The following is a 12,993-nucleotide window of genomic DNA, read 5'->3' on the forward strand; positions in this document are numbered from 1 at the left end:
AACTACAACTGTTATGAAAACAAGAAAGAATATATATTTCAAGGTAGTGGCGTTAGCAGCCATTGCCATCGCCTTTGCCATGCCGGCTAAGGCACAGCTATCAGACAATGGATATGCTAATATAGACTGGCAGTTCAATGTTCCATTGAGCAACAATTTCGCAGACAAAGCCAGCGGTTGGGGTATGAACTTTGAAGGTGGTTATTTCGTCACTCCCAACTTGGGTCTGGGTCTTTTCCTGAACTATCACAGCAACCATGAATATATTCCTCGTGAAACATTCAAATTGGGTGCAGGTGACGTTACTACCGATCAGCAACACACTATGTTCCAGTTGCCTTTCGGTGCCGCTGCCCGCTACCAGTGGAATCGTGGTGGATCTGTACAACCTTATGTCAGTGCTAAATTAGGTGCTGAATATGCTAAAATCCGTTCCAACTTCAACATGCTGGAAGCCAGAGAAAACAGCTGGGGATTCTACGCTTCTCCTGAAGTAGGTGTCAATGTATTCCCTTGGGTTTACGGACCGGGTCTGCACTTTGCTCTGTACTACAGCTATGGTACCAATAAAGCTGATGTACTGCACTACAGTGTAGACGGACTGAACAACTTCGGTTTCCGCGTAGGTGTTTCATTCTAACCCGAGCAACTACTTGATTTTACATTAATAAGCAAGAGCCCTTCTGTTTCGGCAGAGGGGCTCTTCACTTTTTATTTGTTTTGAATGGCATCATAGATTGCATCCTGTATCTGTTCGCGAATCTCCAGACGGCTTAATTTCCGGTTCGTAACATCCGGATAAATCCGGTTGCTCAGAAATACATATACCAATCTATTATCAGGGTCTACCCAGGCACACGTCCCGGTAAATCCAGTATGACCATATACTTTCGCCGGTGCATGCGTTCCGCAAGGACTCTTTTCCTGATTACGGGTATCCGGCTTGTCAAATCCAAGCCCGCGACGACTGATTTTAGAGACTTCCGCTGTAAATAGCTGACAGGTTTCTTTGCTCAAATAACGCTGCCCGTTCAGTTCACCACCATTCAGTAACATCTGGTAGACTTGTGCCACTTCACGTGCATTCGAGAATAATCCGGCATTTCCCGAGACTCCACCCTGAAAGGCAGCCGCCTCATCGTGCACAAATCCCTGAAGCGTAGTCTTACGCAAGAAGCGATCGACAGAAGAGGGAACGATTTCCGACTTCGGGAAACGGCGCAAAGGCAGATAACCCGTACGTTCCAGCCCCATCGGTTCGTAAAATTCACGTTGTAAGTAAGCATCCATCGGCATGCCTGCAAGCTTCTCCACCAAAAGCCGCAGCAGAATAAAACCTACATCACTATATCGATATGTCTTTGGCTTCATCGGAGCGTCTACAATCTTCTTCTCCATTTCCTTGAAGAAAGAAGGATTCAGCCACAGACTATCACAGATTTGCAAGGTGTAATCTCCGGTTTTAACCTTTGAAACATATTCCTTTTTAAATGCAAAATTAGGATTCACCCATGTGGAAGTTCCCAACTGCAACGGATGCCGTGCATCTTTACGGGACATGAACAGTCTGCCTTCATAACTATCTTCATCGATGGCTTCCCGATAGAAAGCAATTCCGGGCGGTAAACCGGACTGATGATAAAGGAGTTCCTGAATGGTGATATCTTTCTTGTTAGTTCGCTGAAGGAAAGGAAGATAGTCTGCAATCTTGTCTGTCAGGTTAAAGCGTCCCTTATCATAAAGCTTCATTAAAGCAAGCACCGTGCCTGTAGTCTTGGAGAGCGAGGCCAGATCGTAAATGTCAGTCGGCTGTACACGTGCACTTCCCGTTCCGGTGTGAGTGCCGAACGATTTGTCTACCATCACGTGACCATCTTTCATCACAATCACCTGACAACCGGGATAGGCTCCCTGACGCACTCCGTCCAAAGCAATAGAATCAATCCGTTGCAGGGCGACAGATGAAAGTCCATGTTCCTCCGGGATAAAGTGCAAAGGAGTTTTCGGAGTAATCGTTATACCGTCTCCTGCCTGAAAGAGTTCTCCGAGACTGGCTGATAATTTTCCATCTGCCGAGGCTTTGGCAAATAAGACATCCGCTACTTGTTTCTGTACATCTTCATTCGGGCTATGTCCCAGCACCACCGCCGAAGCACGGGCAACCGCACGCTGTATCTGCAACATCATTTTCCCCTGCGTAAAGAAAGCATAGATCACCGGAGTGTCAGTAGTAAACTTGCTGAAGAACGGCTGATAGGGTGATAGTTTCTGCTCGCTTACCGCTACAATAATCCGTTTATATGCAGCCAATGAATCCCTTAGCCGTTGGTTTGTTTCTTCTGTCATGCCGGGACGAAGACGGAAACGCGACAAAGAAGTATATTTTGACAACTGTTCCGCCAGGGCATCAGTTTCGCCTGCGTCACCGACTTCAAGCAATGCCATCGCTTCTTTTTTGTCCGCATGCAAAGGAAGAACATGATTTTCATTATTCAGCACAGTAATCGCAGCCAGATTCAACCGGCGGATTAAATCACGCGTCTGGGGAGTGTTAATCCGTTGTCCCAGCCCGGAGAGCTGAATAAAAGGTTTCTTTTTTAATCCCAGCACGTATTTATAGGTCAGCACCTTGCGACATTTTTCTTCAATATCTTCCCGTGTCAGTTCACCTTTGTCGATAGCTTCGAGTACAGCGGCTATCTCCTCCTTCAGATTACGGGGAGCCAGCACCATGTCATTCCCCGCCTTCAGTGCCTGCAGACTGACATTTCCATTGCCCGAAACACCTTTCATGGCAAGTGCATCCGTGAAGATCAGTCCTTTGAAAGCAAACTCTTCTGTCAGCAAATCATAAACGATATTACGGGACAGAGAAGAAGGAAGCCCGCCTACCGGCTCGATAACCGGCACTTGCAAGTGTCCGACCATCATACCACTCAGTCCGGCACGAATGGCTTCTTTAAAAGGATGAAGTTCTACACTGTCCAGCCGTTCACGAGTGAAAGGAAGTACCGGAAGAGCCTTATGCGAGTCTACATCCGTATCCCCGTGTCCGGGGAAGTGCTTACATACCGAAAGCACGCCGCCACTTTCCAGACCGGAAGCATAAGCTACCACTTTATCCGCTACCCGCACAGGGTCTTCACCGAAGGATCGGGTATTGATCACCGGATTCTTGGGGTTGATATTTACATCCGCTACCGGAGCAAAATTAACTTGTACCCCGAGTTGAGCGCATTGACGAGCCATCTCACGCCCGTATTCATAGATCAATTTATTGTCCTGAATACATCCGAGTACCATATTTCGAGGGAAAACGGGTGTGCCACGCAAACGCATTGCCAGCCCCCATTCTCCATCAAAAGTTATCATTAACGGTAGCTTAGCCATGCGTTGAGCCTGATTCGTCAGTTCCGCCTGAGTCTGCATCTTCCCACCGGAGAATAACAGCCCTCCGACTTTGTAGGTATCGACGGCATCCTTCAGAAGTAATTGGTTACGCTTGGTGTCTACCGGAGCAATCGTATATATAAATAGCTGACCGACTTTCTCTTTAAGAGTCAGCTTATTCATGATGGAGTCTACCCATTGATGACAACGGACATCTTGTTTAGCTTTATAAAGAAGTAAAGGTTCTACAGGAGTATCTGCCCCTTCTCCCTTGGCCTTGACAGGAAGAAGTAGCAGAATAACCAGTATATATGTCAATAATCTCATTTTTTATTCAAGGTCAAGTCCAGTCGTCCAACATAAATTCCATTCTTTCCAGTGTGCATAACGGGGACATTCTTCCCGTCTATATTCAGGTAATTTTTTGGGCCTTCCATAAAGGTATGTGAGTGACCGCCCAAAATGACATCAATATTACGGGTGTTGGCTACTAACTTCTCATCCATCTGGATGCCCAGATGTGACAGACATACAATAACATCACATCCTTCTTCTTTCAGTTGCTCAGCTATTTCATTGGATACGGCAATCGGGTCTTGATAGATTACTCCTTCGCACTTATTAGCTTGTATTAATCCTTCCGGTTTCGCACCCAATCCAAAAACTCCGACCTTCAATCCGAAACGTTCCAAAATGACGTAAGGCTTTACTAAGTCCTTAAGCACGGTAGCGTCAAGATCATAGTTGGCACATACTACCGGAAACTTGGCTAATTTAAACAGACGAGCCATGTTGTCCAGACCGAAGTCAAACTCATGGTTACCGATTGTCATCGCATCGTATCCCATTTCATTCATCAGGTTGACTTCTACTTCACCCTTGAACATATTGTAATAAGGAGTACCTTGAGAGATATCGCCACAGTCGAATAGCAGTACATCCGGATTTTCTTTGCGGAACTGTTGCAGGAAAGTGGCCCGGCGGACAAACCCGCCCTGACCATAATTCCGGTCACCTTCCTGAGTCATAGGTTCAATCCGGCTGTGCACATCACTGGTTTGCAGTATGATTATCTTTTTTGTTTCTTGAGCGATTGCCAATGCAGGAATTAAAAAAAGGAAAAGCATCAGCCGTTTTCCGGTTCTTCCTTTGAATATGTTCAAAATAGAAGTTATATGATTATGAGTTGTCATAGAATACTAAAATTTCATTGTAAGCCTTCGTTATTTATTCTCTTTTATTTCTTTATTTCTGGTCAGATGCCGGCACAACGGTGATACGTCCATCCAGTTTAGAGGTGATCTTTTTGCCCGCTGCCGTTTGTTGTCTTACATAATCGAGAAAGAGTCCGCGCAATGTCATTCCGTCCGGACACTCACGTTTATCAGCATTTGCCAAGGGAGTGAGTCCGTCGTTTCCATCCGCCAGATAGTCTATTGTAGCTACGGTATAGTCTTTATCATCTTCTATTTCTTTTCCCTGTACAATCGCTTTCAGTAGTTTTCCATCCTTGGTTATTTCCAGGTGTGCTCCGCTCAGTCCTTCGCCACGCAAAGAAGCTATTACTTCCATCAGTCTTTTCATTTCCGTACCCTTCATTGTCAGTACACAGAGAGAATTTTCAAAAGGAAGTATTTCAAAAACAGCATCGACCGTGATGTCACCTTGTGGGAGAATGTTACGCAAGCCTCCCATATTCATGATTCCGATATCTGCGGAATGCTTCAGTACACGATCTGCAGAAAGTCGCAACACCTCGGCTACCAAATTAGAAAGTAAGCTCTCCGGACGTCCTTTGTCCATCGTCGCCTCGCTGACGCCAATCACCTCATACATCATTTCATCTATTTTTTCTTTATAAGGTTTCAGTATGGCAGCAGCCTTTTCATCGGGATGAGTATCCCAAATTGAATCTATGCAAATCCGGGTTCCTTCTATTTGGGCAACTTCATAATTTGCCTGAACTTCACGGGGAGATTGGCAGGAAGTGAATAGGAATAGTCCTGTCAGAATGACTCCCGAAGTAAACTTTACGTAATTTCGTTTCATCTTCTTTCTTTTGTTTATGCTACAAATGTACATTTTATATTTTAAAGTCATGCGGAAGAAGAAGAAACTTATAGCAAGTTTAGTCCTATTTCAAGGAGAATTAGCTGCAAAATGCACTTAAAAATGTTAATTGAAAGTATTCTGAGGCAGAGTTGATTTAATTAAAAAAAGGACGTTCCCAGGGAAAAAGGGGAAATTAGGAACGTCCCTTGAATAGAGTTATCGAAAAGTCCGGTCTTTCGCAAGTGCGAACCTTTCCTCTCTTCACTAAAATAAACTAAGGACTATAGTGGGGAAATCCTTAGTGGGAAAAACGATTATCCGCTTCTTCACAGAAGCCGTATAATCGAAAAGTAGTCGCATTCGGCATTAGAGTGTCATTGATGTTTTGCATCACCAAAAACACCTTCATACCGATGAAGCAACCTATTTTCTTCGAAATATCTTCTTTATAATATCTTGTTCGTATCTCTGTTTATTCAGCGATGCAGATACTCACGCGGTTTTCTTCTGGTGTTTTGTAAGGCTGAACCGTGTCACCTTTCGAATCAACAATGATTCTATCAACGGTTACTCCTTTCGCTTTCAGAGCGTCTGCAACATTAGCTGCACGTTTTTCAGACAAAGTTTTATTAATTTTAGAATTACCAGTATTAACATCTGCATAGCCAATCACTTTTACTTTTGCTGACGGATTCTTCTGCAAATACTCTACCAGCATTTCAATCTTAGACTTCTGATCTTCTTGAATACGTGCAGAGTTCAAGGCAAAAAAGATATCCTGTTTCATTGGCTGTGCCACAACAACTTCTTTCTTGGGTTGTGGCTGTTCTACCACAGGTGCAGGTTTCGGTTGTTCCACTGCCACGGGCTCTGTTTCGTAATATACAGGTTTAGTTTCTGTATAGCCTTTTCCGAATTTAATATTCAAACCTACTAAAGCATTAAACTGCCAGTCAGCATTTCCTGCTTTCTTAGAGTTGAACTTGTCAGAGAGGACATTGGCGTTACCTTCGATGTTGATCGACAAGCGGTCGTTCAGCCGTAAATTACACCCCAATCCCATGCGTCCGGCAACGAGAAACTTTCCGTCTTGCCAGAGATATTCCATCTCATAAGTCCGTGTATCCAATGCATTCGCTTCATCGTTATCAAAACCACGGTTTAGCCCTCCTCCAAGAAAGACATAACCATTGAATACACGTTTAGGATTGAAACCACAAAACAGTGCACTAAGGTCAGAAACGATGTCGATGTTACCTTGCAAATATTTGTACTGGTAATCCTGTTGTGGAGAAACCCAGCCTCCTTTTGCCTGCCATCCACTGACGCCAACACGTGCCCGCCATGCCGGAGCAAACTGATAACCCACGTTGAGTGCTGCTGCCGGAGACATAAGATCACTAAACTTAGCTTCGCCAAGTGTATGAGCAGCACCTACTTGTACTTGCATAAGCCAATGAGGTCTGAACTCAGTTTTACCTGCTTCTTTTATTCTTTGTTCCTGTGCAAAAATAACTGTATTGCTTAATAGTAAAGCGAATACAGGCATCCACAATTTCTTTATGTTCATGCTTATCTTTCCTTTCTAATATGATATTGCATTAACTTTATTAAAGAAGGGTATCCTTCTTTTGAAAAAGATACCCTTCTTATCTTTGTCGATATTGCTATCGTGACAGATCGTATAGATTAGTCGTGAGTCGGAGTAATTGTTAATGTTACTGTGCTGGTTACTTCACCAAAAGTGTATTTAACCGTTACAGGAATAAACAATTTGAATGGTGCATTTATGGTAAATTTACCATTTTCATAAACGAGATCACCATATGTTATATCATCTGCCGTTTTCTGAAGATTGCATGTATAATTAATTGACATATTAGGTGCAACATCTTTCAACAGTTTTGGCGCAGCTTCGCTTGCATTCAATGTTGTCATAATTTTATCTTTGTCAATTGCAATTGCATTAGCACCCTCAACTCCATAATAATTATAGAAGTCTACTGGTGTAACAGCAAATGCTTTACCTCTCCAGTCTGTCAAACCAAGTAACTTACTCATGTCGATTTTAGCAGTTCCTGTAGTTGCATCCTGTAGTTCAGCAGACTTCAAGTCAACTACATTGATAGGACGCAAGAACTTCACATCAAATTTGTTACCAGTCAATGGCAAGATTTCATCACATTCATTAGTTACTACAATTTCAATGCCTGCAGTGAACGGATCCACGTTGTAAGCAGACTTATTCAGCAATGTCTGTGCATTCTTGTCATCCTTATTGTAAGTAATAATACCTTCAGCATCAATTGTAGCAATCTTAGTTGCAACAGCACCATTCTTGCTAGCATTCAATTGAGTACCGTTAGCAGTTACAGTGAATGTGTACTTATCAGTTCCAATAGTTACGACATTAGCTCCTGAGAAGATAAACTTCGCAGTCAACTTATCCTTCGCAAATGATGGGAAGTTTGTATCATTAACATCAGAAACAACTACCTTACGACCTTCAAATACATCAAACAGATCGAGCTTGAAGTCTGTTACCGCAGTAGTAACCGGCTCTTTCACATCAGCCTTTACATAAGACTTATCTGCTGACCAAGCTTGAGTTATCTTCTGATCATTCTTAATCACACCATTAGGCATTGCAATGCCTGCTTTCATCGTTATTGTAATATCTCCGCGAGTGCCGTCTACAGATTCGTAAGTTACATTAGCGAACATTTCAGCCTTCGAAGCTTTTACAAGAGCCAAAGCCTGTGCCGGAGTTACAACCCAATTCAATACATTAGTGGCAGTAGCCGGATCATCTTTAATTTCTGTTACTACACCAGTACTTCCTGTTCCAAGAACGATATTACCTGAACCGTCAACTTTCAATTTATAAGCATTATGGAACTCAGTTTTATTTAACTTCGCTTTAGCATAAACATCATTCATGTCAATGTAGGACAATGATTTGTCGAAGTTATCACAACCGTAGTAATAAGTACCCTTATTAAACTCTACTGGGAAACCATCTGTTGTACCCTTCACAATTTTCGTCTTGATCCATCCTACAGCTACCACCTGATTAGTAGCAATATCTACTAATTCCACACGTAACAGCGGTTCGCGATTTTCTGTAGCTTCTGAATCTTGTCCTTTATATTCAGGATTGATAGTACCTAATGCAGCGTCTGCAGCATTGAAGAATGTATTCTGCTCTGTTTCGTTGTTAGCACCTCCAATGTAGTTAGAAGGAGTAAAGACATACTTCAAGCCATAGTCTTCCACATTCTCCATCTTTATCAATTCAGTACCACCATTTTCCTTATAATAAGTAGTGATCAACTTAGCCAATTCTAGTTTACCATCAGTAGCTACAGTATAATCTTCTGCTGCAGTGATGGCTTCTTCTGCTTTACCCGCTAAAGCATTAGGAGTAGTACCAGTACGCGGCGTGGTCTGTCCATACAGAACCTTATTGTCAGTACCAACCAAAGTTTTCAAGACAAAATCTTTCATAACTACTCTGTATACGCTAGCATAATCAGAAGTAATCACTTTAGCTTCTTCACCACCAATTGCCTTAGTCTTAGCCTGCAAAGCATACACAGCTACCTTACCCGAATTCATTGCTGGTATTTTTTCTGCATCCGCATCCATTGCTACCTTAAGATAACGCTGTCCGTCCTTTTCAGTCTCAACTTTTGATTTTGCTTTGTTAGCAATCGGATTCATCTCAGCTGCACGAGATACAGGATAATAATCTTTATCAGCTGAAAGGAACGCCAATGTTTCAATCTGATCCATTGAGGCACTTGCCGGGTTCATGTGATAATATGCCCAAATCTGCGGAGTAATATAAGACTCCGTATCAGCAACCTTATAGATTTCACCTGTTTCTGTAGGAGCATCATATTTCTGAGCATTCCACTTATTATAAGTAAGATTGCTGGCTTTCAATGAAGGAATGCCTCCAACAAAACAGCTAGGCGCAAAGGTCAATCCCTTCAAGGGAACAGCATCAACAATAGAAAACGTACCATTAACAGGCTTACCGTCTTCAATGGTAGTAATCGTATAACCAGTAACAACACCTTCCGCATTTTTTATAGCTACGATAGAGCTTGTAGGAGTAGGTGTGGCAGGTATAGTAACACCTGTTTTCTTACCATTATATAAAACTTCGCCCTTGTCATTCATTGTCAGTTTTGCAGGGTCGAACTCTTCATACGTTGGTATTACTGGATCATCAGGGAAAGTGATATTGCCGGAACTTACTTCTGTTCCGTTCTTCTTCAAGATAACTTTTCCCTCTTTTGTGACCTCAAGAGAGTACTCAGGCATTTCCTTTGGCATCGGAATAGTGTATTCTTTGGTATCTGCACCAACCACAGTCAACTTACCTGTAACCGGATCGTAAACCACAGACTTCACATAGCCTCCCACTTGAGCTTGCAATTCCGAGAGAGTTTTTTCAATTCCATCGACTCTGGCATTTACCGCGTCAATGTCATCATCGTAGTCTTTACAACCTACGAACGATGCACCGGTAGCAAGCGCCAACGCTCCGAAAAACATCACTCTAATAAATTTTTTCTTCATAACTACTTAAAAATTACATTAATAATATATTATTAAACACTAAGTTCAAATAATACCTGCCCGTTACTTCTTAGGTAACGGGATAACGCATTTTCCCACTCCGTCAGAGGCGTCTGCGGGCTATTTTCAATAAATAAGTTATGACATTTTTAACCCCTGCTTTTGAGAGGCGGCAGAGGGGAGGGAAAGCTTTTGCAAAAATTAGAGAGCAAGGCGTGTGCTTCACAAAAAATCCGCGGTTTTGTCCGATGTGTTTCCTTTTTTTAGTAGTTTATTAGAAATAATATCTTTTTTGTTTGCATGTTTTCCAAAATATGTCCATATTTGCAGCGTATTTTCTTGCCGTTACCTAAGAAGTAACACCATATTAATCAGCAGCTTATCTTCAAAAACGTTTTTCTAAAGGGAGAGAAAACCGTTGCATTAGCCTCATCAATTTTCTTATTCTTAAAAGGTTTCAGATAAGTCTCTGTTACTGTGATGGATGAATGTCCCATAGCTTCCGAAATGATACCGGGATGCACTTCACTATAATATGCCATCGTAGCCCATGTATGACGGGCAGTATATGAACTTAAGTCAGCAGTCAGTCCTAACACTCCTTTCAGAATCACCAGTTGGCTATTGAAATAACGAAGGGCCTGCTGATATTCCCGATATGCTTCTTCTGTTCCTTCCTTGCTGGCGATCAGTGAAAAAAGATAAGGAGAGGCAGGATCAGTATTCATGTATTGCCTGATCAGTTTCATAGCTTCGGGCAGAAGAGTTACGGTCAGCATTCTGCCGGTCTTTCTTCGGCGGTAAGTCAGGACATTCCCCTCTATGTCACGTTTCTTTAGATAAGCAAGGTCCACGAATGGAATGCCACGAAGCATAAACATTAATAAAAACAGAGCACGTGCACGTTGCAAGTCCCTTGTTCTCAAACGGAGTTGGTTCGGAAATCTTGCCATCAATCGTTCCATATCCTCTTTATCCAATGCACGCTTCCTGTCAGCTTTCGTTCCGGTATAAACATAACGAAAATGATGAGGTACATAAACCGCTAAATGCCGGTCAACTGCCCGATTATACACTGCACGCAATGTACGCATATAGGTGGAAACTGTATTCCAGCTACAATCTCTTCCACGCAAATACGTTTCAAAATTCTTAAGAAACTCCTGAGTTACTTTCCGAAAAGGAAGATTCTCGCTTCCATGGAATGAAATGACGGCTCTCATACTACTTCTGTAAATATGAGCGGTCCCATAATTCCCACTTTCCCGCAGCCCATTAGCTACGTTTTTCATAAATGAAATTAAATTCCCCATTTTATACGAATTTAAATGATACTTAAAAGGCTGTTTTAAGAAGAAAACGTTTCCCTTTCCCACGTTTCTTCCATAACACCTTTTCTTTCTATTTCCCTAAATCTTGAAAGACAAAGATAGGGATATATTTGTTCAAAATCCCAGAGTACTATTAAACGTGTGACATTTTTGCAGATATCTTAAGTTTTATACAGGGAAAATAAAAAAGGGACGTTCCCAGGGAAAAAGGGGAAATTAGGAACGTCCCTTGAATAGAGTTATCGAAAAGTCCGGCCTTTCGCAAGTGCAGACCTTTCCTCTTTTCACTAAAATAAACTAAGGACTATAGTGGGGAAATCCTTAGTGGGGAAAACGACTATCAATCGCTTCACAGAGACAGATAACCGCAAAGAAGTCGCATCCGGTACTTACTGTACCGAGGAAGCAACCTGTTCTTCAGATTCTTTTTTATTATATCTTATCGATATTTCTATTTATTGATTACTCAGCAATACAAATACTCACACGGTTCTCTTCTGGTGTGTTGTAGGGCTGAACAGTGTCACCTTTAGAATTAATAAGCATTCTGTCGGCAGTTATTCCTTTTGCCTTCAAAGCGTCGGCAACATTAGATGCACGTTTTTCAGACAGAGTTTTATTAATTCTGGGATTACCTGTATTGGCATCAGCATAACCGGTCACTTTCACCTTTGCTGACGGATTCTTTTGAAGATACTCTACCAACATATTTATTTTAGCATGCTGGTCGTCTTGTATCTTTGCCGAATTCAAGGCAAAGAAGATGTCTTGCTTCATAGGCTGCACCACTACTGCTTCTTCTTTCAGCTGTTCTACCACCACAGGTGCAGGTTTCGGTTGTTCTACTACCACAGGCTCCGGCTCGTAATATACAGGCGGAATTTCTTTGTAGCCCTTGCCGAACTTAATATTCAGACCAAGGAGAGCATTGAACTGCCAGTCGGCATTTCCTGCTTTCTTAGAGTTGAACTTGTCGGACAGAACGTTGGCGTTACCTTCGATGTTGATAGACAGGCGGTCATTCAGACGCAGGTTACATCCTAAGCCTAAGCGCCCTGCTGCTAGGAATTTTCCTTTTGTCCAGAGATGGCCCATTTCGTATCCGGCTGCGTCTATTGCAACAGCCTCGTCATTGTCAAAGCCACGATTGAGACCTACGCCGGCGAAAACATAACCATTCAATACACGTTTGGGGTTAAAGCCGCAAAACAGCGTACTCAAATCCGAAACAATATCTACATTGCCCTGCAGATATTTATATTGGTAGTCTTGTCGGGGAGCGACCCAACTACCTTTTGCCTGCCATCCGCTGACACCCACACGGGCACCCCATGCGGGAGCAAACTGATAGCCTATATTTATGGCGGCAGCCGGAGAGATAAGGTCAGTAAACTTAGCTTCACCTACTGTATGGGCAGCGCCTACTTGCACTTGCATAAACCAATGACGCTTAAATTCTGTTCTTCCTTCCTCCTTGATTTGTCTCTCTTGTGCGGAAGCAAATGTTCCACTCAATAATAAGGCAAATACAGCTATCCACAAATTCTTTTTATTCATGCTTATCTCCTTTCTTTTCTATGTTAAGTATGATATTGCGATGATTTTATTAAAGAAGGGTATCCTCTTTGAT

Annotated in this window: 8 protein-coding genes; 1 reads left to right on the top strand and 7 read right to left on the bottom strand. The window is 42.5% G+C overall.

Annotation, left to right across the window (positions count from 1 at the left end; genetic code table 11):
• The first annotated feature begins 13 nt into the window (after nt 1-13).
• Complete coding sequence (locus tag BLW31_RS16060; RefSeq protein WP_010535453.1) at nt 14-640, top strand: porin family protein; 627 nt, start codon at nt 14-16, stop codon at nt 638-640.
• A 71-nt stretch (nt 641-711) separates the two neighbouring features.
• On the opposite strand, the gene BLW31_RS16065 is transcribed toward BLW31_RS16060, so the two are convergent.
• The 7 genes from BLW31_RS16065 to BLW31_RS16100 all read right to left on the bottom strand — a co-directional run bounded on the left by BLW31_RS16065 (nt 712) and on the right by BLW31_RS16100 (nt 12,920).
• Nucleotides 712-3,717, bottom strand: coding sequence for a serine hydrolase domain-containing protein (locus tag BLW31_RS16065; RefSeq protein WP_010535454.1), 3,006 nt, complete (start codon nt 3,715-3,717; stop codon nt 712-714).
• On the bottom strand, nt 3,714-4,517 hold the full coding sequence (locus BLW31_RS16070; RefSeq protein ID WP_050544892.1) for a bifunctional metallophosphatase/5'-nucleotidase: 804 nt from the start codon (nt 4,515-4,517) through the stop codon (nt 3,714-3,716). Before BLW31_RS16070 ends, BLW31_RS16065 begins: the two co-directional genes overlap by 4 nt.
• A 118-nt stretch (nt 4,518-4,635) precedes the next feature.
• Nucleotides 4,636-5,439, bottom strand: a complete 804-nt coding sequence (locus tag BLW31_RS16075; protein ID WP_010535456.1) for a 5'-nucleotidase C-terminal domain-containing protein — start codon at nt 5,437-5,439, stop codon at nt 4,636-4,638.
• Between the two features lie 475 nt (nt 5,440-5,914).
• Entirely contained in the window at nt 5,915-7,012 is a 1,098-nt protein-coding gene (locus tag BLW31_RS16080) for an OmpA family protein (protein WP_029425030.1), read from the bottom strand.
• A gap of 119 nt (nt 7,013-7,131) precedes the next feature.
• Complete coding sequence (locus BLW31_RS24495) at nt 7,132-10,032, bottom strand: hypothetical protein (protein ID WP_029425031.1); 2,901 nt, start codon at nt 10,030-10,032, stop codon at nt 7,132-7,134.
• Between the two features lie 371 nt (nt 10,033-10,403).
• Complete coding sequence (locus tag BLW31_RS16095; protein WP_029425032.1) at nt 10,404-11,345, bottom strand: tyrosine-type recombinase/integrase; 942 nt, start codon at nt 11,343-11,345, stop codon at nt 10,404-10,406.
• Between the two features lie 480 nt (nt 11,346-11,825).
• The gene (locus BLW31_RS16100; RefSeq protein ID WP_010535460.1) at nt 11,826-12,920 is read right to left on the bottom strand and encodes an OmpA family protein; all 1,095 of its coding nucleotides are present in this window, start codon (nt 12,918-12,920) and stop codon (nt 11,826-11,828) included.
• Nucleotides 12,921-12,993 lie beyond the last annotated feature (73 nt).

This window comes from Bacteroides faecis MAJ27 (assembly GCF_900106755.1).
GTDB lineage: Bacteria > Bacteroidota > Bacteroidia > Bacteroidales > Bacteroidaceae > Bacteroides > Bacteroides faecis.

Excerpts from the sequence above, each read along its gene's own strand:
- BLW31_RS16075 (WP_010535456.1), bottom strand. The coding sequence starts at position 5,439 with ATGAAACGAAATTACGTAAAGTTTACTTCGGGAGTCATTCTGACAGGA.
- BLW31_RS16100 (WP_010535460.1), bottom strand. The coding sequence starts at position 12,920 with ATGAATAAAAAGAATTTGTGGATAGCTGTATTTGCCTTATTATTGAGT.
- BLW31_RS16060 (WP_010535453.1), top strand. The coding sequence starts at position 14 with ATGAAAACAAGAAAGAATATATATTTCAAGGTAGTGGCGTTAGCAGCC.
- BLW31_RS16095 (WP_029425032.1), bottom strand. The coding sequence starts at position 11,345 with ATGGGGAATTTAATTTCATTTATGAAAAACGTAGCTAATGGGCTGCGG.
- BLW31_RS16070 (WP_050544892.1), bottom strand. The coding sequence starts at position 4,517 with ATGCTTTTCCTTTTTTTAATTCCTGCATTGGCAATCGCTCAAGAAACA.
- BLW31_RS16080 (WP_029425030.1), bottom strand. The coding sequence starts at position 7,012 with ATGAACATAAAGAAATTGTGGATGCCTGTATTCGCTTTACTATTAAGC.
- BLW31_RS16065 (WP_010535454.1), bottom strand. The coding sequence starts at position 3,717 with ATGAGATTATTGACATATATACTGGTTATTCTGCTACTTCTTCCTGTC.
- BLW31_RS24495 (WP_029425031.1), bottom strand. The coding sequence starts at position 10,032 with ATGAAGAAAAAATTTATTAGAGTGATGTTTTTCGGAGCGTTGGCGCTT.